Below are 24,954 nucleotides of genomic sequence, written 5' to 3' on the forward strand. Positions count from 1 at the left end.
CATCTCCCCCCAACGGGTACTATCAAGTCTTATTGTCCTAGATTAGGCTGTAGATAGGAAATCGTAGTTCATGGAGGATGAACTATAACCACAGATAAAAATTATCTGTGGTTTTTTTTGAAATAGGATAATATCAATAAATTATTACAGTAAATTGAAGTAAATTTGGGTAATTATAAAAGCTATTTCCATACAGAGGCAATTGCTTGACTATCCAGATAAGGTTTAACTAAGGATTTATTATGGAAGAAAAAATTGATCGAGAACTACCCATGATATTGCAAACAACTGCTATGAATAGATTACCTACTCTACGTTTCGGTGACAGAGGTAATTCCGTGAGAATTTTACAACAGCTTTTAGTTTCCAAGGGCTACCCGATTGGTATTGATGGTGATTTTGGTGTTTTAACAGAAGTCACGGTTAAAGCTTTTCAAAGCCGCCGGGGTTTAGTCGCAGATGGTATTGTTGGTTCTAGAACTTGGCGAGCGTTGTCTAGTTGAAATTTATTTAATTTATTTAATTTATTTAATCCGATGGCGATCGCAGTACAATAAACCAGTTTCTTCAAGCAACGGATTAGCAACTTTTTTTTATGCTCCTCTTTTATATTTCTCTGCCGTAATCTTTTTGTTAATTAAATAATCTGTAAGAGGAAATAAATAAATTAATAAATAACTAATATTAATAAATAACTAATATTAATAAATAACTCATGAAAAATTACTAATTAATTGTTAGGAATTGAGACTTAGGGTTTTTTTTAACTGATAGTAATTGAGTTGATGGAATAAGTGGTAATTTGACTGTAAAGGTTGAACCTTTGCCTTCTCCGGGACTTTCTACGGAAATACTACCGCCGTGTAATTCAACTATGTGACGTACAATAGCTAATCCTAAACCTAACCCATTATAGGCTCTAGCGTTGGAACTATCACCCTGACGAAAACGGTCAAAAACATAGGGAAGAAACTCAGAATTTATGCCGATTCCTGTATCGCTGACTTGAATTACCGCATATGATAATGAATTTTTCTGGGTATTTTCTTCTAATAAGCTTACTTCTATACAGCCGCCACAAGAAGTAAACTTAATGGCATTGGAAAGTAAATTCCATATAACTTGCCTTAAACGCTGAGTGTCACCAGCAACTAAGAAATTTTGATTTTCCACTAGAGCTTGATCCGCAGCAGGAATTTTATTTAAAGATGCAAGTTGAATTAACGGTTCTTCATAGTCTGTAAATGCGGCATTCTTAATATGTTCATCCATCCCAAAACCTTTGCGAGCTGATAATTTAATTTCTATCTGCTTAGCAACACTTGCCGATCGCAAACTTTCAATGACTGCGACAATAATTGAAACCAAATTACAATGACCAATACTAAGTTGCATTTTACCTTGAATTGTTCGCGACATATCTAATAATTCTTCGATTAGATGATGAAGCTCTCTACTATTACGCTCTATGGATTCCAAAGCTTTGGATGTGGTGGATTCGTCAAGCTTGCGAACCCGTAAATACTGCGCCCATCCTAAAATACTATTCAATGGCGATCGCAATTCGTGAGATAAAATACCCAAAAATTCATCTTTGATGCGATTGGCTTGCTGTAGGGAATTCATTAAATTAGCCCGTTGAATATTCATGGCTATTTGGTTACAGATAGCCTGCATGACACCTATCTCATAACTACTGAAGTCCCCAATAGTCCGACTACCAAAGCTAATTGTACCGAAAAGCTGCCCTTGAGCTATCAACGGACAGCTATAGTAAGCATTCATTCCTAAGTTACGAATAAATTCTGTGCTTGGATCATTGGATTCCCCGACATTTTCTATTTTAATGGGAGTACGCTTCATCGCTACAGTACCGCAGATTCCTTGACCAAATTCTTGCCATTCTAAATCTTTGGCTTGAGAACAACTAATCCCGCAATAGGAAGTTAACTGGATTTTTTGAGAATTTTTCTCGACCACATAATATAAATAACAATCTATATTAGTTTTCTGCGTAATTTCACTATACAAAAGTTCGATTAATTTCTCTGGCTGTTCCGAGGATATTAAATCGCTAGTTGTCTCAAATAACAAATCAAGTCTATCCTTACCTAAACTCAAAGATGTTTCTAACTGCTTAAGTTTAGTAGTATCTTGCAATAAAGCCACACAAGTACCCGGATAACCATACATTGGAGGTAAAGTATCTGCAAATACCCGTATCGGATGAATTTTATCTCCTTCATACCAATTAACCTCCACTCCTTCAAGCCTTTCCCCCAAAGCAACCCGTATTAGGGGTATAAGTTCATTAGGAAGAATTTGTCCCGACTCGTTGGTAAAACGGTATAATTTCTCATATTCTTCTTGAGATTGTGCTAAAGGAAAATTACCATTAGCCATCTCATTCGCTGCTTTATTTGCAAAAGTTACCCTTGCTGTTCCTGGTTCAATTAATAACAGCGGTGCTGGCATCATATTAAGTAAATGTTCCAACCAATGCTGTCTAATGCTAAAGTTTTTTTCTAATTCTAGATTTTTACATTCGCTGAGATTAATAATATATTTATCTGGTTGATTTTTTTCTGTTGGGGAAGTACAACCGACTTTCACTTTAACTATCTTACCCGAAGCGCAAATCAATTCTTTTTCGTAAGAAGTGCAACTACCAAAAGCCTTAGCTTGAGAAAAGTGTTGTTTATCTATATCTAAATATTCTGATGGCGTAATATTAAACCAATTCAAACTACCATTTTGTAAACAGGAATAGCTATAGCCTGTTATCCGTAAAAATTCATCGTTTGCGACATAAATATTACCGTCAGCACTTACTTCTACAATGCCAATAAAGTTTGTATCTAAAAAACTTCTCAATTTTGCTTCATTTTCTTTGAGGGCATTTATTGCCTTATCACGCTGATTGCAGGTGCTTTCGATTATTTTCGTACCCTTCCAAATCAATATTGCAAAAATCCCAATTGCCACTAAACTTTCATAAGCAATCATCAAAACAGAATTAGAAAATATTAATTTTTCATCGTGAATAACCAACCACCCTGTTAATAAGAAGATTGCAATAACGATCAGCGATACTAATAAGCGTGCAAATTTTATTAATTGTGAATGCACTATATTTTTACCCGAATTGTTTTGGTGTAAGTGGTTAACGTAATACATGGATTATTTCATCACCGCATCTACCCAAGGCGGTAAATTTTAGTAATTCTAACGAATAGTATATGCACTTTCAATCGTATGATATGTTACTGATGGGTAGACCTCGCATCTACCTTTGTACATATTTTCTTTTTTCCAGTAGAAAGTAGGAAATTTATGTCAATCTAGATTAAAGTTTCACGATGATTTGCGATATATTTGACTGTAAAATAGCTTTGTTTATGCTTCACCTGAATGTAATTTAATTTCACTACTTAACTTTTAATTTGTCTCAAATTGCGAAAATATCAGATTACCGCTTTTAAATATCACGAGAAACAAAATATTGTCTTTAGTAATTTTACTGAATTATATGACTCAGTGTTATACTTAACCTCTATTTAAGTTACAAGTATTACAAAAAAGTGGGTTCTCAGTATTCACCGATAATAAGTAAGTAGGCATAAATAATTATCCTTGTGTAACATACAAGGTAAACTTGGCTCAAAACCTGACCTCTACTCCCTATTCCCTACTCCCGAACGAACTATTCCCTATTCATAACGACAATTGAAGAACGCCTATCTACTTATAAAAATCAAAAGTAATCGATTGTTTTTGAGATTAGAAACGATAAGGGGTAGTTTGAGAAAACGCTCTGGGTAAAGTCCTCAAATCAAAGACTACAGGAACCACAATAAATTCATATTCGTCATCAGCGATTCAGTATGATCGAATATAAACCGATGATTTATCACAATTATACATATTTGAGTAGCTGTTAATTTCAACTCGTATAACTTTTGAAATACTTGGGGAAAATATATTGAATTTAAAGCCTTTTGGGAACAGTTTTCCCGTAATTTTGCGTCATTGGGGAAAGATTAAACTCAAAATGCTGCGGCTAGATGAATCCGAGATAATTCGTAATTTTCATGTTTTTAGTCAAAAATATGACAAAAATCATAATTATTAAGAACAAATTAAGATTGCGACATTTCAACATCCCTCTTTAAATAAAATGCAATGGTATTTTTTGATATCCGACTTTTTTCCCTTTCCATTAAGGCAATAGTTGGGTTAACAATGTGGTGATGTGTCTCAAAGGATTCAAAAGTTATGCCTAGAAGTGCTAGCGAATACGCAGTATATATATTAATGGAAAGTGGACACCGGGAAGAAGTACGTTTTCCGACCATTCAAGAGTTTCAAAAGTGGTACAGTGGCGAACTTATGCCCAAAGCTGCTTCTGATGACTTTATTAACGTACCAATCAAGAATATTTCCGGCGAGTATATGGTACTTCGTCCATCTCGGGTTGTTGCAATTCGAGTTGAACCAATTTTTAGTTCTAGTGTTGAAAGATTTACATAAATCATGAGAAAAACCCTTGCTTTGTTTTCCTTGAGCCTGGGAATTGCCTTGGTTAGCCCGGTGCGTTCAGTTGTCGCTCAGGTGCGTATAATGACAATGCCGCCCTTACCAACTACTCCCTTGAGAGTAGCGCAGCCGGTTATTATACCAACTATTCCTCCAACAGTACCGCAACCACAACCACAACCACAACCGAGTGTTACTCCGGCAACCCCAGTCCTAAAACCAATTGGTTTGTCCAATAACTGTACACCCAGTAAGGCTTGTTTGGGTTGGGATGACCAACTGTTTTGGGGTGGGAAAGAGAAAGGTAAACCTGGCGATCGCCAAGCGTTAATTGAGTCAATTGACCATAGTTTGCGTTATTTGCAAAATCCTAGCGCTGCCAGAATTTACGAAAATTATCCCGACAAGGCAATTACATTAGATCGCGTGCGTCGTAGTTTGTTACGTTTCCGTCAATTGGTACTCACATCCAAATCCCCAGCAGAATTACAAGCTGCGGTTCGACGCGAGTTTACGTTTTACCAGTCAGTTGGTAACGACGGCAAGGGTACTGTTAAATTTACTGCATATTATGAGCCGATTTACCAAGCCAGTCGTGTTCCTACCTCAGAGTTTAAATATCCCATTTATCAATTACCATCAAATTTTGACCAATGGGAAAAACCGCACCCCAAAAGAATCGAACTCGAAGGCAAAGATGGTTTACTAGGTAAGGATAGCCCCTTGAGTGGTTTGGAACTATTTTGGTTTCGCGATCGCTTTGATGCATACTTAATTCATATCCAAGGTTCCGCCAAACTTGAGTTAACCGATGGTACCGTTACAGGTGTTGGTTATGCTAATGGTACCGATTATCCTTGGACGAGCATCGGTAGAGAGTTGCTCAATGACGGAAAAATTACCCAGAAACAGGCGACAATGCCTGGTATTATTAACTTCTTCGAGGGAAATCCCAGCGCTATGGATGATTATCTGCCTCGTTGGGAACGCTTTATTTTCTTTAGAGATAAAGGTAATACACCAGCTACTGGTAGTATAGGAGTACCAGTTACTCCCGAACGTTCCATTGCTACAGATAAGTCTTTGATGCCTCCGGGTGCGTTAGCGTTAGTTAACACGAGTTTTCCTTATGTAGGAAACGGCGGAAATCTAGAGTATCGTAGAGTCAGTAGATTTGTACTTGACCAAGATACAGGTAGCGCCATTAAAACACCCGGAAGAGTCGATTACTTTATGGGTACTGGAAAAGTCGCAGGTGACAGGGCTGGGGTAACAGGTGGTAACGGAACGTTATACTATTTACTGCTTAAACGATAAATATAAATGGGATAAAGCATCAGATATAGATTACACAAACTTTTTCGGGACAAACCGCGAGGAGTTGCTTTCAATTAGTGACTCCTCACTTTTTTGTTTTGATACATAATTGTGCAATACTTTTCGATAGTTGGTTAAAATTTTTGTTAATTAATCTATACAATTAATAATTAAAATTATATGTAATTGTATGAATTTGAACTTGTTATTAGATAATATTAATGAGTTTTAAATATAAAAAAGCAGTTGTTAGAGTAAAAACGTTAATAGAAACAATCTATGGACTTAATTTTCCTTTGTAAACAATTCAATGCATTTAGAATCAAATTTACATCAATAACGACAAATTAAAAAGCCTTTGTAAATCATTATCATTCAAATTGTAAAAATGAAATTCAGCGAAATAGTTCAAAAACTGGGTGAAAATGCCACCTTATCTAGTCTAGTTAGCTTGCCAAACCTCGATCCAGAAATTATTACATTGGCAGCCGTTGACGAAGCGACAACTGGCAGTATTAGCTATATAGAAGGACAAAAATTTGCCCATTTACTAGATAAAACAACTGCCAATGCTTTGATTTTACCTAACGAGGAATCACTGCTTGTTAAAGCACAAGAAAAGCAAATAGCTTGGATAGCAGCCAAAGAACCACGACTTTTATTTGCTCAAACAATCAACTTATTTTATCAACCTTGGCATCCCGCTCCATCCATTCATCCTACTGCCGTAATTCATGAATCGGCAAAAATTGGCAGCGAAGTTTATATTGGAGCCTATGTAGTAATTGAACAAGGTGTAGAAATTGGCAACAACGTTTGTATCCATCCTCATGTCGTGATTTATCCAGATGTGACAATTGGCGATCGCACTGTTTTACACGCTAACTGTACCATCCACGAACGTTCTCGCATTGGTAAAGATTGCGTCATCCACAGCGGAACAGTTGTCGGTGCTGAAGGTTTCGGTTTTGTTCCTACCAAAGAAGGCTGGTTCAAAATGCAGCAATCCGGGTGTACCATAATAGAAGATAAAGTAGAAATTGGTTGTAATAGTGCAGTTGACCGTCCCGCAGTCGGAGAAACACGTATCGGTCACAATACAGTTATTGATAATTTAGTACAAATAGGACACGGTACTCAAGTGGGTTTTGGCTGCGCCTTGGCAGGGCAATCCGCAACCGCTGGAGGAGTTAAAATAGGTAATCGCGTAATTTTAGCAGGACAATCAGGAATTGCCAATCAAGTCAAAATTGGTGATGGTGCCATTGTATCCGCAAAGTCCGGAGTTCATAGCAATGTCCCACCAGGGGAAATTGTATCTGGGAATCCAGCCATTCCTTACAAAATATATTTGAAATCCTCCGCAATTATTCAAAAATTACCGGAAATCTATCAATACATCAGACAATTGCAGCGGAAATTTCAATAATTTGTTGTTTTATTTTGTTGTTTTAATTTTTTTAACTCTTTTTGCTCTGTATTCGCGATTCATAAATATGTCTGTTACCCGATTTAAATAAAAAATCGGGTTTTACAGTTTTTGCTGCGAATAAAAATCCTTTTTTAAGAATTTAAAAATGATATTTTGAAATTAATCCTGCCTAAAACCGAAGAAGCAAAATTCAAAAGAATCAATATTGAGATAGTAGAAGAAAAGAATAAGTGCAGAAAAACTGGATTTTTCATGGGGTTGAGAAGTCGGATTTTGAGGATGATTGTGTAATTAACAAATATTTAACCTAAAAACCCGACTTCTATGATTGTTGTCGAACTCATGTTAATGCACTGAACTGATAATTTGTATATAATATTGATATTTTATTAATCAGAATTTAGCGTCAAGAATACCGTATTTGTAGAATCAAGCGATTACCATTTCTTGGTAATTTTAATCTGTGGATACAAGATGGATCTTGGAAAAAACCAAATCCAGCATTACCTGTAATTGTAAGTTGCTCCGAGCGGTCATAAAAACGCCACACATCTGTTTCTTTCTGAATATTTGACCTCAAAAGCATTTGCAAAGGTTTACGGTTATGGGACTTTTCTATCATGATATGAGGACCAGTATTTTCATCTACATCGGTAATAAAAAAACTAGCGGTTACGAAATTTAACCCAGCAACATCGTAATGAAAATTAGTTGGTGGGTATAGTTTTTGAATGTCAACTTCATCTAAATCGCAAGCAAAACTCCAGGTTAAATGACGGGTTATTAAGGTTGGATAATAACCAAGATATTTTCGAGCAATTTCAATTAGGGTTGCGTCACAGACTATTTTATCTACAGTTTGACATTTATCAAGATTACTAACAAGACCGCGCATCACCTGTCTAGATTCACCATTTAATCGTCCATTTTTGATTTCATCCGCAAAGAAAAAATCATTATGTTTAGGTTCATTGCAGAGATTCAAACGAGCAAATGAGATAATTTGTTGTACAGCATTTTGATTCAAGTGTAATCCTAAATGTACTCCTGTTTTCTGAATATTTTCTACACATTTACTAATTTGAACGGGAGAAATTTCTGAAACGGTGGAAATGTTTAATCTCTGTTGGTAAAACTGAGGTTTAAAACGCTGTAGCTGCCCTTGAAAAAGGCTGTATCCACGACGAATAGTTTTGAATCTTCCTAAAATTTGCCAGCGATTGCTGCTACCGACTCTTTTGGCAAAATCACTACTTATATCAAGCTGATTTTTTTGCAGTTTTAACTGAATCAATGTACCAGTCATAAATTATCTCTTCTCAAAAGAAGTGTGCTTGAGACTGCATAAATAATGCAGTCATTCAGCGACCATAGTTAGAAGTTATTAGTATAAATTCTGAATTAATAATGGTGACTGAGTAGTTTCTACAGTGACACACTACTTTTAATTATGACAATTGTTGAATATGCTGATAACTTTTGTAAGTATTTTATGAAAACTAAATATGTTTAATTATTGATTTCATATTCTTATCGAATCAATAAAGTTGTATTGTTCAAAAATTTATTTATTTATCAAGTTTTTAATTAAACTTTTATGAATTTACATCTTTTATAGCAATCCTAAATCATATATGAGAATTTAGATTTCCGACTTCTTCAAGAAGTCGGAAATCTGAACACCGTGATTTTTCACAAATCAAATAGGATTGCTATAGTTCCCAGGCTCAGTCTGGGAAGTAGGTTTGGAGATTCTAGCTCCGTTAATTAAAACTGGTGCATTCCGCTGAATTGAATCGAACTTAAATCATTTGATTTTCAGTCAAAATCCTAATTTTTCTAACACTGGTTTAGTAGAAACAATATGTCTTTGTAAACCAAGTTCTTGGGGACTAACACCCAAAGCTAAAGCGATTAATTGCGGTAAATGCAGTACTGGTAAACCCAACTTATGTCCGATGACTTTTTCTACTTCTGGCTGACGGGAATCTAAATTGAGGTGACACAAAGGACAAGGAGTAACCATACAATCAGCACCGGCTTCTATGGCTTCTTGGATATGTTTACCCGCCATTTGGAAAGATTGGGTGGTAGCATAACTAGAAAGTGGCCATCCGCAACATTGAGTACGACCTCGGTAATGAATCGGAGTTGCTCCCACCATGCGGAAAACATTTTCCATCGCTTCTGGTTTAAAAGGATCATCTTCAGGGATATTTTGAGCGCGTAGTAAATAGCAACCATAAAAAGCCGCGCATTTGAGATTAGTTAGCTTTTTTGTCACTCGTTTTTCGATTTCTTCTAAACCATAATCCTTGACTAAAGCATAAAGAATATGCTTGACTTCGGTAGTTCCGCGATAAGGCGAACAGCTTTCTTTTTGCAACAAACTGTTAACTTTATTTAAGTAAGCCGGATTATTTTCTGTGCAAGCTTTGAGACGTTCATCTACATGACCGATAACACCTTGGCAAGTACTGCAATGAGTTAATAGAGGTAGATTCAACTCTTCCGCTAAAGAAATATTGCGGGCATTGACTGTATCTTCTAATAGTTGGGAATCTTCCTTGAAAGTACCAGAACCGCAACAAGCTGCTTTTTTTAGTTCAATCAGTTCAATATCTAAAGCTTTGGAAAGAGCGACAGTAGAAGAATGTAGCTCTCGGCAGGCACCTTGAGCAACACAACCTGGAAAATAAGCGTATTTAAGCATTTGGAATAGAATACAATTTGATTAATTGGAAAAGGGAAAGTAGAGGTCTTGGAAGTCTTGGGGGAAGATGTTCTTCGTCAAACTTCCCAACACCAGAGGCAGTTCTAAGTATGGAGTACAAAGTTAACCGTACTCTATATGGACGCTTGTATGGTATCAAGTTCTTTATCCTTTATAGTTGATGCTTACTCGTCCATTACTGTTTTATCCGAAGTCGAAGTGGGTTGGTGGTATGAACTGTGTAAAGCAACATCAATGGAAAATCAAGGAAGAAACTTAGTAACAATTGCTGTCCCCCAAACATATATATCGTGTATCCGAACGCGCTTTCCGATAAGATGTATATGCTCAAAAAGGTGATATCCATCAAGAGCAGAATATAGCAACCCTTAGAGGTATTAGAATCTATGAGTCAAGCGTCCATTTTTGAAAAAGTCAAGGAAATTGTTGCCGAACAGTTAGGAGTAGAGGATGAGAAAATCACCCCAAATGCTAATTTTGCCAATGACTTAGGAGCAGATTCTTTGGACACGGTGGAATTAGTAATGGCTTTAGAAGAGGAATTTGATATTGAAATTCCCGACGAAGCTGCCGAAAAAATTACTACAGTTCAAGAGGCAGTTGACTACATAAACAATAAAGTCGCCGCATCCGCCTAGCACAAGGGATAAATAATTGGGAATTGGGACAAGGTGCGGTGACAAGTTAATAGAAAAAGGTTAGTCAAAAAACCGAGCAAAACTTTTTAGTCATGCTAACTATTAAAATTCTCTTCTCCTTAGTTCCTAATTTCCAATTAACAATTTCCTAGTTGTTGAACTGCGGCGCTTGTTGAGCCACCATAAATATCATCATGACAGAATTTAAACGTAAGCGCGTTGTTGTAACTGGTATTGGTGCGATTACACCGATTGGTAACACACCAGAGCAATATTGGGAAGGATTGGCGAGTGGTCGTAATGGTATTGATGAAATTACTTTATTTGATGCCTCAAACCATGATTGCCGCATCGCTGGTGAAGTAAAAGATTTCGATCCACATGATTATATGGATCGAAAAGAAGCTAAGCGCATGGCTCGCTTTGCTCAACTCGGAGTTTCGGCATCAAAACAAGCTCTTGCTGATGCCCAATTAGTTATTAATGACCTGAATGCCGAACAAGTAGGGATTATGCTTGGTTCTGGCATTGGCGGTATAAAGGTCATGGAAGAGCAGCAAAGTATCTATCTGAATCGCGGTCCGGAGCGCTGTAGTCCGTTTATGGTACCGATGATGATTGCTAATATGGCTGCTGGCTTAACAGCAATTCATGTTGGTGCTAAAGGACCAAATTCTTGTCCGGTAACAGCCTGTGCCGCAGGTTCTAATGCTATCGGTGATGCTTTTCGGATCATTCAAGATGGATATGCTCAAGCAATGATTTGTGGTGGATGTGAAGCCGCAATTACACCTTTATCAATTGCTGGATTTGCTGCTGCCAGAACCCTTTCTACACGCAATCACGACCCCAAAAAAGCCAGTCGTCCCTTTGACAAAGACCGCGATGGGTTTGTCATGGGTGAAGGAGCGGGCATTTTGATTTTGGAAGAACTCGAACACGCTTTAAGTCGCGGTGCCAAAATTTACGCCGAAATGATTGGTTATGGCATGACTTGTGATGCTTATCATATGACTTCACCAGTCCCTGGTGGAATAGGAGCCGCAAGAGCCATAGAGTTAGCCCTCAAAGATGGCGGAATTACTGCCGAACAAGTAACTTACATCAATGCTCACGGTACCAGCACTCCGGTTAATGACCCCACCGAAACTGCTGCCATGAAAAAAGCCCTGGGAGAACACGCTTATAAAATAGCAGTTAGTTCTACCAAATCCATGACTGGTCACTTGTTGGGCGGTTCTGGAGGTATTGAAGCTGTCGCAACAGTATTGGCGATCGCCAATCATCGAATTCCACCGACAATCAATTTGGACAATCCAGATCCAGAATGTGATTTGGATTATGTAGCCAATGAAAGTCGCGCCCAAGATATTGAGGTAGCGCTATCTAATTCCTTTGGTTTTGGTGGTCACAATGTCACCCTGGCTTTTAAGAAGTACGTCTGACAAAGGAACCATGAAGTATGAAGTTCATATTTCATGTTTAACACTTGTTTGTGGAGGTTTCAGCAGGGTGTTTTCTGCACCTTGCTGGACAAATTAGTTTAATTAAAAACGGAATAACTGTAGCAATCCTCTATACAATTAAACCCAAGTCCCATCCTAAATTCTGATTTATGTACTTCTTGTCCGTCAACAGGGAGTAGTGGGATGATGAGAATATAGCTGTGCTGGGAAAATTTAACAATGACCCGAAGCAAGCTACACAGAGCTATTAAACAGAACTCTAACGTCGTTAAAAACAATCGTATTATGGCTGTTGCAACCCAAACCCAAACCCTCGAACAACTTTGTATTAACTCAATTCGCTTTTTAGCGGTTGATGCCGTGGAAAAAGCTAAATCCGGCCACCCCGGATTACCTATGGGCGCAGCGCCAATGGCGTTCGTGCTATGGGACCAATTTATGCGCTTTAACCCCAAGAATCCTAAATGGTTCAATCGCGATCGCTTCGTTTTATCCGCCGGTCATGGTTCTATGTTGCAGTATGCTCTGCTTTATTTAGCGGGCTTCGATAGCGTCACCATAGAAGATATCAAAAATTTCCGTCAGTGGGAATCTAATACTCCCGGACACCCCGAAAACTTCATGACAGCAGGGGTAGAAGTGACTACCGGACCTTTGGGTCAGGGAATTGCTAATGGTGTAGGTTTGGCAATGGCAGAAGCACACCTTGCTGCCAAATACAACAAACCCGATGCTAAAATTGTTGACCACTACACCTACGTAATTCTGGGTGACGGTTGCAACATGGAAGGGGTATCTGGAGAAGCTTGTTCTTTTGCCGGACACCAAGGTTTAGGTAAACTAATCGCGCTGTACGACGACAACCACATCTCCATCGATGGTTCCACGGACGTAGCATTCACCGAAGATGTTTCCAAGCGCTTTGAAGCTTATGGCTGGCACGTTTTACACGTTAAAGATGGTAATAACGATTTAGACGCTATTGCGAAAGCTATTCAAGAAGCTAAATCTGTCACCGATAAACCCACCATGATTAAGGTGACAACCACCATCGGTTATGGTGCGCCCAACAAACAAAATACAGCAGGTATTCACGGTGCTGCTCTTGGTGCTGATGAAATCAAACTTACCCGCGACAATTTGGCTTGGGAATACGAACCTTTTGTAGTACCAGAAGATGCTCTCAACCATATGCGTAAAGCAGTGGAGCGTGGTGCTGGTTATGAAGATGAGTGGAACAAGACTTTTGCTAACTATAAATCAAAATATGCTCAAGAAGCAGCAGAATTTGAGCGTTATTTAAACGGTAAGCTTCCCGATGGTTGGGATAAAGTATTACCTACATTCACCCCCGAAGACAAAGGTTTAGCTACTCGTAAATACTCTGAAGGTTGCTTGAATAAATTAGCATCAGTATTACCAGAGTTAATCGGTGGTTCGGCTGACTTGACTCATTCTAACTTAACTGAAATTAAGGGAGAGGGAGAATTTCAAAAAGGTGCGTTCCAAAATCGTAACGTCCACTTCGGTGTGCGGGAACATGGGATGGGTGCGATTTGTAACGGAATGGCTTTGCACGATTCGGGATTAATTCCTTATGGTGCGACTTTCTTGATTTTCACCGACTATATGCGTGCTGCGATCCGTTTATCTGCGCTGTCTCATGCTGGATCGATTTGGGTAATGACTCACGATTCCATCGGACAAGGTGAAGATGGTCCCACACACCAACCAATTGAAACTTTGGCTTCATTAAGAGCTATTCCTAACCTAACAGTAATTCGTCCCGCAGATGGAAATGAAGTTTCTGGGGCTTACAAAGTAGCTATTGAGAGAGCTAAGAAAAAACAACCTACCTTATTAGCGTTTACTCGTCAAGGTGTACCAAATTTGAATGGTACTTCTATCGAAAAAGCTACCAAAGGTGCTTATATCTTAGTAGATTGTGATGGAACTCCAGATATCATTTTGATGGGTACTGGTTCGGAAGTACAGCTTTGTGTTGGTGCGGCTGAAAAACTTTCTGCTGAAGGTAAGAAAGTCCGCGTAGTTTCTATGCCTTCTTGGGAATTATTTGAAGAGCAAGATCAATCTTACAAAGAATCAGTTTTACCCGCATCTGTCAGCAAGCGTGTATCGGTAGAAGCTGCTGCTAGTTTTGGCTGGCACAAATACGTTGGTATGCATGGTGCGACGGTAGGCATCGATAGATTTGGTGCTTCCGCTCCTGGTGCCGTTTGTCTGGATAAATTCGGTTTTAACGTTGATAATGTCGTAGCAACTGCAAAGAAAGTTTTGGGTTAATTTGTAAGTTGAATAATTAAATAATTCTTTTTTGAGGTGGGCTAAATAAGTCCGCCTTTTTTTTGTTTTAACTAGCCTCAAACTATTAGCTCACTAACTCACAGAAGTCGGATTTTTACGATTAATAAGTAGTTACGCAAAATTATTTATATAATTACTCGTGAGTTATGTAACACGAACCTATTCCCTCCCTAAACAAAATGTCTAATTTATTTTGCACCAGTACTTAAAAACCCGACTTCTTACCACCACACTATTGAAAGTACATTGCGTTAAACTTAATAAATAAGTATTCTACAAAATGAAAAAAAATAGGAGTTAATTATGCAAGAAGTTAAAAGCCAAAATCCCGAACTTGAAAATCGAATTTCACCGATAGTAGAAAAACTAATTAAAGGTAGTAGTCTCTACCAAGTAAAATTAAAAAAAGAAGAAATGATCGAAATGTTAGTAGATTTATTTGGAGAATTTTCCCCTGAAGAATTTAGGGCGATTCCAGATAAGGAACTTACCCGGAGAATTGATAAACTCTTAGTCTTAGAAGCTGTTTCAGGGACTTTAAATGATTTAACACCGGAGGAAATTGCAATTTTTGATGAAGCGGTAGAAGGTAGATAGTAGTGAGAAATTATTTACTAGATACAAATATTATTAGTTACATACTGAAAAAAAATGCTTCTGTAAACAATAAATTACAGCAAGTAACTCGTCAGGGAGACGAAGTATTTATCAGTTGCATAACTTACTACGAAGTTAAAAGAGGTCTTTTAGCTCTAAATGCGACAAGGAAATTAACCGAATTTAACACTTTTGTTCAGAAATATGAAGTTTTATATTTAGATGATATAGAAATTATCGAAACCGCTTGTAGAATTCATGCTAATTTAAAGAACAAAGGTAGACCCATTCAAGATGCTGATGTTTTAATTGCTGCAACTGCTATTACACGTGGGTTGATTTTGGTTTCTAATGATTCGGATATGGCTCGGATTGAAGAAATTTATTTAGAAAATTGGGTTGCTCAAAATTAAAGAAAATTATCACCATAAAGGTGGAATTTCCCCCGGATTCTGACAAATAACTGGTAACCAAGTAGCACAAGGAAATTCATTTTCCAAACCCTGTAACTTCTCTCTACCTGCTCTTACCGATTGATATAATGTTTTCCCATGGGAATATTCTGTTAAAAAATTCTTAAGAAATTCTTGCGCTACTTTATCCGGTACAGGTTCACGCATTACTATCATTTGTGGAAGCTGTAAATCAGCTAAATTCGCAGCTAATCCTAAACCATCACAAGAATTAAATATCCCTAAAGCCAAACCTTTTTCAATAGCTTTTTTCAAAGCATACTTCAACTGCGAAATAGTTAAAATATCAGACTTATTAAGATAAAAATACCCTTCTTTTTGTAACTTCCTCTCTATATCTCTTACCTCAGCGTACTCAGCGTCTCTGCGGTTTTTTAATCCAGTAAAACTATGTCCTGCAAAAAACAGAATATTCCAACATTGCGCCCAAAGTTCATCATTTAACTGTTGTCTTTGAGGCTCCACTAAAAAAGTAACCTCCGCATTTGGTAAGCCTTCCAATAACTCCCGATCTTTTTGAATATCAATTCCGCAACTGTTACCTAAAATTGCCAGAATTCTAATTTTACTTTTTTTACCTTGAAGATATATAGATTTTTCCTTACTTTGATAACTAGGAGTGCTTAAAGCAATTTCAGCCTTGGGATATCTATCAAATAAATTCCACAATTGAAGCGGTAATTTTCGCACTTGAATATCTTCTGTTTGCAGAATCATTCTAATTGAGTCAGTAGGATTTAACTGTTCGAGTAGTTGTTCTTTTATTGGTCGAAATATTTCGGAATTAAGCCAATAATTAATATTTTCTCGCAATTTGTCCGCCAATACAGAACATTCATAAAAATAATCACATCGGCTAATATTAGTTATCTGTGTATCGGGGATATCTAAACGAGAATTGATTCCTAAGCTTTGACGGTAAACTATTCGCCATTGATGATAATATTCTTTTAATTTTGGTGCCGGTGGTAATTTACCTTTGGATTCAAAATAAGGATGATTTCCTTGTTTAGCAATCCGCAATGTTACAGTAAAACCGCTATTTAAATCACCTTCATTTAAGTTGAGAATAACTACTTTTTCTTGTTTTTCGCTATTAGGAGTAGCTATTTGCATCAAATTTCTTAAATCTGTTTGATGTTGACGATAAAGCGCAATTTGTTCGTCTTTACTTTGCAATTGTGCTTGATATCTTGCTTCTAAACTTTGTAATGCTAACTCATAACTTTGAGTAAATCCAGCATGAATTTTTTGTTTATCAGTATGTTCGGGTACTTCTACTCGAACAACAACAATACCATCTCCTTTATTTTCAATACTTTGAATTGCAATATCTGTATCTGGATTTTCTTCCCTAACTTTTGTTAAAGCAGCAGATAAAGCTTGTAAATCTAAACCGTTACGAAAAATTAAATCTACAGTATTTAATACTACTTTAAACAATTTGGCAAATTCATCTGATCCAAATTCTCCACTACTTGGACGACGTTCCTTTTGATTATTCAGCAAAAATATATAATCGCAAATTGTTTTTTCTAATTGGGTAGTGCTGTCAATATTCCAACCTTCTAAACAAGCTGCGGTTAATTTTGCTCGTTGAAAGTTAGTATTTAACGCTTGAGTTTTTGTTAAATTTGCTCTTTCTAAGCAAGCATTTGCAAAAGTTGCTGAGCTAATATCTGCTTCAGTTAAATTTATATCGTTAAGGTCTGCATTTGTAAGATTTGCTCCTTGGAGGTTACAATTTTGATATGATTTATTGGCACCTTTTTTAGTTACAAGTAAATTCCTGACTTTTCGATTAATTAAAATGGTGTTTTCAATTCTGGATAAATTAATTTTTTGCGCTAAATGAAAATTAGTACGAATCAACTTAGCATTTTGAAAATTAGTATTTTTGAGGATTGCATGAGATAAATCAACTTCAGTTAAATCGGCATTTTGGAAACTGGTTCCACCAATAGTAGAAATTCTAATAGCAACAGTACGAATTAAACGATATTTTTCATCTTCAACTACAGCCCTTATTCCTGCATAAATACCTAATAAACTGATAATTAAAGCTAAAATTATAGTCATAGGTAAAGCAATTGTTGATACCTGAAATACAGCACTAAAAATAAATATTGATGTTGATAAACCTAAAATCCAAGCTGCGAATTTGAGTATTTTTTCAAAAATAGACTCGGATGCAGACCAAAATACTGCTAAAGCAATAGTAATAACTCCAACTAAAGACCAAAGTCCCGCTCCTGCGGCACCCCAAGCCCCTAAAACGGCAGCTTTTAATCCCGGATAACCCCAAATAATAACTGCAATTAGCCCTACAATTACGATAATTACTGCTTCAGAACCAGCTAAAATAAACCAAACATCTGCTGCAAAACCTCGATAAAAAGTACCAATAAAGAACATTCCTAATAGTGAAAATATAATGATCGAAGTTACCCATGCAACATCATTTGTGATGCCACTAATACCAGTAACAATACTTGTACCTTCACTATAAACAGAAGATAGAGATTGTGATGCAATAATTCCTGTTAAACCAGATGCATATCCACAAAGTGCTGACATAAAAAATGAGAAAGCCATCAAGAAAATGAGTCTAAAATTTTGCACTCCGGCAACAGCATGATGGAAATTAGCACCTTTTAAAATAGCATTCCTGAAATTAGTACCGCGAATATCCGAGTAAGAAAAATCCGCACCTTTTAAGTCTTGATTTGTGAAAGAATAACCTTGAAGATTTTGATGAGAAAATTCTAAAGACATTGGAACAAATAATGAGTTTAAAGTTAAAAATTAAATCATAAATAAACTGGTAGTAACATTATGGTGCCTTAATCAAAACACAGATTAAAAAGGATTACACGGATTACACGGATTTTAATTACCAATTACCAATTACCAATTATTAAATTTCAAAATCCTCTGTAATACTGGCTGCTTCTAAAGCAACCTTAACGCTAAATTTTTCACTCCTTTCACCACTAAATTTAAGTTGAATATAAATATCGGCATTTCTAGCTATAACTTCCCGTAAAATCTCTCCCGTTTCGGAAAGCAATATTAATTTTAAACCGGGAGGTAAATGTAGTAATGGTTTTGATGCTGCAATATCTTGGGTTTGTGCATCCGTGGAATAAACTTGTAACAACACACCTACTTGACGATCGCCTTTTGGTACCAATGCTACTGCTAAAGCTACTGCTTCGCTCCTGAGTTGCATTCCCAAGTCGATTAGCTTAACTCTTCTCACACCAGCGGCGGGGTTTCCGGGGTTGATTTTCCACAGACTCTCTACCGCTACCCACAATGTTTCATCGTCTTGGGTATTGCGTATCAAGTTAACTAAAGCTTCTATTGCATTAACATTTCCAGCAGCTATTTCTCCCAATCGCTTTGCAGCTTTTCTTCTATAATGTTCCTCTCGCTCAGATATCTGTTTAATTAATATTGCAATTTCATCGGGATTGGGTTCAAAATCAACAGCACTTCTAGTAGCAATTGCCAAAGATGGTGTTTGTAAAAGTAATTGCCATTGACTATCAAATATATTTTGCAGCCATTGAGTAAGAAGATTAACTTTCGATGCTTTTTTTGTTTTTTCAGCTATTAATTCTTGCTCTACCTGCAACGCTTCTTCTAATACTGCTTCTGTAAATTTAATACTCTTTAAATAACTGCGGTAGGCTGCTACAGGTAAGCTTAATATATCGCTGCAAGCTAATTGATGTTGGTGAAAACCAATAATTTCCAAGTTTTCTATGGCTTTTTTAGTTCCAATTTTTAAGCCAGAAAGTTGTATTTCTGATACTATAGGTGGTTGGTCAATAATTTGATGATGATAATCCCCCACACTTAATAATAAATCGTAAACATTGCGCGATAATCGCTTACCCACTGGCTTGACTAAATTACAAACAAACATTTCTTCTATTAACCAAGTTTGGGCTAATACATCTGCTTCTAAACCAGAAATATCTGAGGGAATCAATAAATCTACATTGTTCAACAAATCAGTTTCCCCTGATAACAGCATTACCCAAATAACTTGCCATTCTTGAGGAAATATATCGTTATTTTCTTCCGTAACAATTAGTACATAGATTGGCGATGAATTTCCTGCTAAAAACTGTCTTGCTGCATCCGAGTAAAGTTGATATTGCTGTTCTTGAGAAAATTCTACAGGACAATGTATCGAGCGACTTACTTGCCAAATTTCTCCGGGTTGTGGCTGATTCTGGATACATTTTTCTCTTATCTTAGATGTGGATTTACTGAAAATTTTACCCATAGGTTTGTATTCCCAGGCGAATCAGAGTTGCTTATCGCCGTTTACTTGTAGTTATGGAGGTATCTATTACTTTTAACGAAAGAGATAATGATTCTATGTGCAGTTTTTTTAATCTTTACAAATTAATTTGGGAATTGGCAATTGGTAATTGGCAATTGGTAATTGGTAATGGGTAATTGGTAATTGGTAATTGGTAATTAAAATCCGCGTAATCCGTGTAATCCTTTTTAATCCGTGATTAGAATGGGGTATTTATAATTATTACCACTGTTCCTGAGAACGTTTTCTGCTTGCTTTCGATTTACGAACTTGATTTTGCTCTTGTTTGACAGTTTCTGGCTGTACTAATCCTAATTCTTGATTCACACGCTCTAAAAGTTCTTTACGACGACGGGAAACTTCACCTTGAGTGATTTCCAACTCCAAAGCCAACTGAGTCTGCTTTTTACCTTCTACCATTCCCTGCCAAAGTTTCAGATATCCGCGCTCTGGATACAATTGAGCCAGTTTTTTCATCGCTTCTTTGGCAACAATTACCACATCCGCACGTTCTACCGCATCTAATAAATCAAACTCCGAAGCAACGGTATCTAACAACGATACATCAGTTCCAGCAATGGTTTTATCTAAACTTTGACAGCTATTACGTCCTTCCTTACGCACAAAATCTATCACCGCATTTCTAGCTACTGTAGCTGCCCAACAGTAAAAATTATGCGCTTGATGAGTACGAAATTTTCCCGCTTTTACCGCCTGAAAAACTTTTATATGAGCCGTTTGCGCCGCATCTTCCCAAGACATTGAACTGTTATAAGTGTGTTTACGGGCAATTTTTTCGACAAGCTGCCGATACTTCGAGTCAATCAATAGTTGTTCGTTAGGTTCTGCCGTCTGTTTGGAAGGCATATCAATATCTCCTCCTTAACGAGGATTTATGTAATACATTTAGTCGTACAAATTGTAACACGCAATATCTGCCGATTGTTCAAAAGACTAATCCTGCAAAAAACGAGTTCCACTTGTGGCGTTCAGCCTTAAGGCTGCGGGCTTCGCCAACAACGAAATTTGTTAAGCTGTAACGCTTTTTACCTATACGTTTGAGGTGTTATCATTTATGCATTTTGAGGATGCAAAACTTAATATACTTTTTCGAGTAATTGATTATGTTTATTTATACTTAAGATTTGGTTAAATGGATTTCGGATCAAATATTTAGATAAAATCAGGACTAATGAATCAGCAATTACCTGAGTTGATTCAATGGTATGGCGATCGTCGTTTAGAGATGTAATATTTATCCAAGGATAAAGCAAATGTACTTAAAAGGAACTTTAATATTTTTTTGTGGGAAAATGGGCGCAGGTAAATCTACATTGTCCCGTCAAATATCTCAAGAATTAAATGCAATTCTGTTATCTGAGGATGATTGGTTATCGAGTCTTTACCCGGAAGAAATCAAGAATTTTGATGATTATTTGAAATATGCAAATCGCCTCAAACCATTCTTAAAAACCCATGTCAGAAGTATACTAAATTCTGGTATTTCCGTAGTTATGGATTTTCCAGCAAATACGAGAAATCAAAGAGCATGGTTCAAAGATATATTTTTAGGTGAGGGCATTCCCCATCGATTAATCTACATTGATGTTGATGATAAAACTTGTATAGAACAAATAGCCCAGCGACAGGAAACTAATCCAGAAAGGGCGCTATTTGATACAGAAGAAGTTTTTCGTCATGTCACCAGTTTCTTTCAACCACCTTCTACTGATGAGGGTTTCGCGATCGAATTTGTCAAACGCTGAGTTTTTGAATCTTCCGCACTGTACAGCTTGTAGTTGAGTATTTGAACTTATGTAATTGGAAAAAATCCAGATGATTAAGATTCTTCGTCTAACTGACTGAGTACATCAGCCAAATCTCTTGCTCCATGAAATACCCTGAGAATTTCAACAGTATTATCCTGAATTCGATAGAAAATTAAATAATCATTAAAATTTTTGATCCGCCATTGTCTAATTTCGCCCAACTTGGACACCACAAACTGCGTTATTTTTCCCATTCCAGGAGTTTTTAACAACTGTTCAAAAGTCACTTCCGCAGCAGTTAAAAAATTTACAGCAACATCCGCGTTACCATTAACTAATATGTAATTTGCCAATTGTCGCAAATCTTGAGTTGCCCGATCCTTGATAATTAATCGATAGCTCATGCTTGGTTCGGATTTTCGATGTTATTTTCCCCCAAAACTGTCGAGCGTAGATTTTGCCAATATTCAGGTGTTACTTCCTCTCCTGGAGAATTAATACCTTCGAGCAAAAGAGCTTCTAATTTTGCTTGTGCTTTGCGTTTTTGGTCTTGCTGTACTAAATCTAAAAAATATTCACCAATACTGTTGTAAGCACCTGCCGTTATTTGTGCCTCAAGGTAAACGCGCACCTCATCGGGTATATCAATATTGATATTCATCGGGATTTGATTTTAGCGATCGCCTATTATTTTAACTTAATGATTTCACGGAATCTAGCTACCCATAAAAATGAGTAGAGGACACGATACTCACGCTTGATATCATGTCCGGTTAAACACTCCTACTCTCTGTGAGGGCTGGTAATGGGTAATTGGTAATCGGTAATGGGTTTTGGATAAATGCGTAATCGTCATATAGTAAGCAATTAACCGGACTTCATATGAGCCGCTACCCGAACGCTTCCTAAATAGATTTTATTGTTTCTTGAGAATAGCCATTTGCCAACATCCAGGCTTCAAACGGGTTCGCGTTTGCCGAAATCTGTCGCCACATTGATTCACTCCCATTCTCTAAATTCATCATTAGTATTATTAAGTAAAGAAGTCAGTTGTTGACGACGACTTTCAAAGTTGGCTGCGATGAATATCAAGCTAATTCCCACTAATAAACCTATTACCCATTTGAGGAAGGGATAACGGAGGATAGATATTACCAAATGATAGAATGCTGTGACTAAAAATGTTGCGGTACCAATATATAAAAAGGCGCGTATTCTTAATGCTAATCCCGCAAATATCGCAATCAAGCTTAATATCCCCGGTATTAAACCAGGTATTAAATAACTATTTTGATAAAATACAACTGCATATCCACAAATTATTCCACTACCTAACATTCGTAGCCAGTGACGGAATGATTTATTTTGCGGTAATTTGAGTTGCGGATCGAATTGAGCAATATATAGTAAGGATAAGCCGATTGAGGAAATATACCATAAGCCATCACTTAAATTTAAATCGCTAAATCCACGCCACAAAGCCCAATTAACTAATATTAAACTGATATAAGTAAAGCGGAATTTCGTGGTAATTTTAGCAATGAAAATATAGTAACCAGCTACTAATAATATAGAGATAGAATAGACTTCTATTCTAGTTTCCCACAACGATATTAACGGAATAACATATGCAGCAATTTGCCAAGGTTTTTTAGCCCATTTCCAACGTTCCCACGGTAAACTGTAGAGAAAATAAGCAATTAGGCAGGAAACTGCTGCTTGCCAAGGACGTATTTGTTCTAAGAAAAGACGTATTGTTGAAGTATCTGGTAAAAAGTATCTTAAACAAGCAGCTTGGACTAAACCGATATAAACCCAAATTTCTGCTTCTGTAATGTTTCCTTGAACTGATTGGGATGTTAATTCATCAGTCTGTCTTCCTTGAAATATTGCGTAGCAAGTTAAAGATAATCCTGTTGCTAAAGCTAATAAGTGAGCTTCTATGGGATTATTAATTGCAGCTATTAATAACACGCTACCCAAAGCCCAATGAAAATGAGCGAACATTTTCAATTCTTTGTAACTCAGGTGTAGATAACTTGTTAACCAAGGCGATAATAAGCGATAAATATAGCCAATAACCGCAGCTAAGGTTGCTAAAGCAATCCAACCATCACCAATAGCACCTCCAGATGCTTGCTGAAGTTGATATACTAAAAGTTCGTAACCTGCTATTGATACACCGATAAATCCTAAGTAAAGCAGTGGTTTTAATTTTTGATTGCGTCTTCCCACACCAATTATAATCAAAGCCACACCCAGCGTAGATAAACCAGTCCAGCTATCAAAGGTATTTAAGCGTAGCAGTACTCCGAAAAGAGCGTATAGCAAAGGTAAAATATGCCAGCGGACGGGAATTGATAGTTGCCGTTTTTTACACCACAGTTCACCAAATAATTGCGTAATTAAACCCAAAGCAATATTCGCGATCGCAACATATATAATTTGCTTGGTTTGAGTTGCTAATATCTCAACAACTAATAATTCTACACACCAGGCAATACCGTAAAATGTCGAGTTTGTCGGTTGTTGCCAATGACGAAATGATAAAGCTACTAAAATAATCGCTGCGGAAGTTGCATAGGGTAAGATATCGGATTCACCAGAAACATAAACCCATACCCCGTGTAAACTTAGTAATAATAACTCACTACCGCACAGTATACTCGCCCAAAAGTCTGTAGCAACTGCATATATATATGCTAATTCGTTGCGGCGCTGCAATAATTTACGAATTACCCACAAACTCAGAATAATCGCTGCCGACAACACAAACCAACCTGCAAAGGATAATAAACCTTTTTCCCATACCGCTGCAAAAATCAAGCTTAAAGCGAAACCTACCGTAATTACCGCAGCTAATTTGTTCTTCAAATATCTGGTATTAACAAACATTACCGCTGCACCCATTGCCAAACCAATTAGACTAATTCCAGGTAGTGGTAAAGTTAATAACTGAGCAAATATGACTGATAAAATACTAATTGTGATTTGCTGATATTTTCTTTGTTCCCTATCACGACTACCAATAACAGTTAAAGTTACGGGTGTCACAAACCAACTCAATCCCCAATTTGATTGATTTATATAAATACCATTCCAAATTGACTCTACATTTGTCCATAACAGCAAATAACTCAAACCTGCAAGCACCAAACCGATATGCCATGCACTACGTCGCACAATTCCCTCACCAACACTAAATAACCACTCCGTTACCATTACAACCAAGCAAATAACCGCCCAAACCTGTTGTGAAAGACTTGGGAAAAATAAATTTATCCAGGAAAAAAGAGTGAGTATTGCTGTGATGTGAGTTAGATAAATG

18 protein-coding genes and 1 pseudogene are annotated in these 24,954 nt (G+C 37.0%); 10 read left to right on the top strand and 9 right to left on the bottom strand.

Annotated features, from left to right (window positions below; genetic code table 11):
* Positions 1–242: 242 nt before the first annotated feature.
* The gene (locus tag IQ247_RS23745; RefSeq protein WP_193923771.1) at positions 243–503 is read left to right on the top strand and encodes a peptidoglycan-binding domain-containing protein; all 261 of its coding nucleotides are present in this window, start codon (positions 243–245) and stop codon (positions 501–503) included.
* A gap of 223 nt (positions 504–726) precedes the next feature.
* On the opposite strand, the gene IQ247_RS23750 is transcribed toward IQ247_RS23745, so the two are convergent.
* Positions 727–3,129: a PAS domain-containing sensor histidine kinase gene (locus tag IQ247_RS23750; RefSeq protein ID WP_193923773.1), complete on the bottom strand. Its 2,403-nt coding sequence runs from the start codon at positions 3,127–3,129 to the stop codon at positions 727–729.
* Between the two features lie 1,146 nt (positions 3,130–4,275).
* Here IQ247_RS23750 and IQ247_RS23755 point away from each other — a divergent pair.
* From IQ247_RS23755 to lpxD, 3 genes are all read left to right on the top strand, one after another.
* Positions 4,276–4,530, top strand: a complete 255-nt coding sequence (locus tag IQ247_RS23755; protein WP_193923775.1) for a hypothetical protein — start codon at positions 4,276–4,278, stop codon at positions 4,528–4,530.
* Positions 4,531–4,533: 3 nt separating this feature from the next.
* The gene (gene mltA / locus IQ247_RS23760) at positions 4,534–5,853 is read left to right on the top strand and encodes a murein transglycosylase A (RefSeq protein ID WP_193923777.1); all 1,320 of its coding nucleotides are present in this window, start codon (positions 4,534–4,536) and stop codon (positions 5,851–5,853) included.
* Positions 5,854–6,241: 388 nt separating this feature from the next.
* Entirely contained in the window at positions 6,242–7,282 is a 1,041-nt protein-coding gene (lpxD, locus tag IQ247_RS23765; RefSeq protein WP_193923779.1) for a UDP-3-O-(3-hydroxymyristoyl)glucosamine N-acyltransferase, read from the top strand.
* Between the two features lie 409 nt (positions 7,283–7,691).
* Here the strand turns inward: lpxD and IQ247_RS23770 are convergent, their stop codons facing one another.
* Positions 7,692–8,591 (bottom strand): phytanoyl-CoA dioxygenase family protein, encoded by a 900-nt coding sequence (locus tag IQ247_RS23770; protein ID WP_193923781.1) that lies wholly within the window; start codon positions 8,589–8,591, stop codon positions 7,692–7,694.
* A 516-nt stretch (positions 8,592–9,107) separates the two neighbouring features.
* A complete protein-coding gene (locus tag IQ247_RS23775; RefSeq protein WP_228059988.1) occupies positions 9,108–9,998 on the bottom strand; it encodes a CoB--CoM heterodisulfide reductase iron-sulfur subunit B family protein in 891 nt (296 codons plus the stop codon).
* A 407-nt stretch (positions 9,999–10,405) separates the two neighbouring features.
* On the opposite strand from IQ247_RS23775, the gene acpP reads away from it, so the two are divergent.
* The 5 genes from acpP to IQ247_RS23800 all read left to right on the top strand — a co-directional run bounded on the left by acpP (position 10,406) and on the right by IQ247_RS23800 (position 15,458).
* On the top strand, positions 10,406–10,657 hold the full coding sequence (gene acpP / locus IQ247_RS23780) for an acyl carrier protein (protein WP_193923783.1): 252 nt from the start codon (positions 10,406–10,408) through the stop codon (positions 10,655–10,657).
* Between the two features lie 194 nt (positions 10,658–10,851).
* The gene (fabF, locus tag IQ247_RS23785) at positions 10,852–12,102 is read left to right on the top strand and encodes a beta-ketoacyl-ACP synthase II (protein WP_193923784.1); all 1,251 of its coding nucleotides are present in this window, start codon (positions 10,852–10,854) and stop codon (positions 12,100–12,102) included.
* Positions 12,103–12,408: 306 nt separating this feature from the next.
* The gene (gene tkt / locus IQ247_RS23790) at positions 12,409–14,427 is read left to right on the top strand and encodes a transketolase (protein ID WP_193923786.1); all 2,019 of its coding nucleotides are present in this window, start codon (positions 12,409–12,411) and stop codon (positions 14,425–14,427) included.
* A gap of 324 nt (positions 14,428–14,751) precedes the next feature.
* On the top strand, positions 14,752–15,045 hold the full coding sequence (locus IQ247_RS23795; protein WP_193923787.1) for a hypothetical protein: 294 nt from the start codon (positions 14,752–14,754) through the stop codon (positions 15,043–15,045).
* 2 nt (positions 15,046–15,047) lie between these two features.
* Positions 15,048–15,458 (top strand): type II toxin-antitoxin system VapC family toxin, encoded by a 411-nt coding sequence (locus IQ247_RS23800; RefSeq protein ID WP_322745564.1) that lies wholly within the window; start codon positions 15,048–15,050, stop codon positions 15,456–15,458.
* A gap of 9 nt (positions 15,459–15,467) precedes the next feature.
* Here the strand turns inward: IQ247_RS23800 and IQ247_RS23805 are convergent, their stop codons facing one another.
* The 3 genes from IQ247_RS23805 to IQ247_RS23815 all read right to left on the bottom strand — a co-directional run bounded on the left by IQ247_RS23805 (position 15,468) and on the right by IQ247_RS23815 (position 20,724).
* Entirely contained in the window at positions 15,468–18,293 is a 2,826-nt protein-coding gene (locus tag IQ247_RS23805; RefSeq protein ID WP_193923788.1) for a pentapeptide repeat-containing protein, read from the bottom strand.
* A gap of 142 nt (positions 18,294–18,435) precedes the next feature.
* The gene (locus IQ247_RS23810) at positions 18,436–19,818 is read right to left on the bottom strand and encodes a DUF1822 family protein (protein ID WP_193923789.1); all 1,383 of its coding nucleotides are present in this window, start codon (positions 19,816–19,818) and stop codon (positions 18,436–18,438) included.
* A gap of 261 nt (positions 19,819–20,079) precedes the next feature.
* On the bottom strand, positions 20,080–20,724 hold the full coding sequence (locus IQ247_RS23815) for a sigma-70 family RNA polymerase sigma factor (RefSeq protein WP_193923790.1): 645 nt from the start codon (positions 20,722–20,724) through the stop codon (positions 20,080–20,082).
* Between the two features lie 407 nt (positions 20,725–21,131).
* Between IQ247_RS23815 and IQ247_RS23820 the strand changes: the two genes are divergently transcribed.
* Entirely contained in the window at positions 21,132–21,623 is a 492-nt protein-coding gene (locus tag IQ247_RS23820) for a P-loop nucleotide/nucleoside kinase family protein (protein WP_193923791.1), read from the top strand.
* A gap of 74 nt (positions 21,624–21,697) precedes the next feature.
* Here the strand turns inward: IQ247_RS23820 and IQ247_RS23825 are convergent, their stop codons facing one another.
* From IQ247_RS23825 to IQ247_RS23835, 3 genes and pseudogenes are all read right to left on the bottom strand, one after another.
* Positions 21,698–22,030: a type II toxin-antitoxin system RelE/ParE family toxin gene (locus tag IQ247_RS23825; RefSeq protein WP_193923792.1), complete on the bottom strand. Its 333-nt coding sequence runs from the start codon at positions 22,028–22,030 to the stop codon at positions 21,698–21,700.
* Positions 22,027–22,287 carry a ribbon-helix-helix domain-containing protein gene (locus IQ247_RS23830; protein WP_193923793.1) on the bottom strand — a complete coding sequence of 87 codons (261 nt, stop codon included), beginning with the start codon at positions 22,285–22,287 and terminating at the stop codon, positions 22,027–22,029. Before IQ247_RS23830 ends, IQ247_RS23825 begins: the two co-directional genes overlap by 4 nt.
* A gap of 338 nt (positions 22,288–22,625) precedes the next feature.
* Positions 22,626–24,954: pseudogene (locus tag IQ247_RS23835) on the bottom strand (hypothetical protein); the annotation flags it as partial.

It is taken from the genome of Plectonema cf. radiosum LEGE 06105 (genome assembly GCF_015207665.1).
GTDB lineage: Bacteria > Cyanobacteriota > Cyanobacteriia > Cyanobacteriales > Nostocaceae > Rivularia > Rivularia radiosa_A.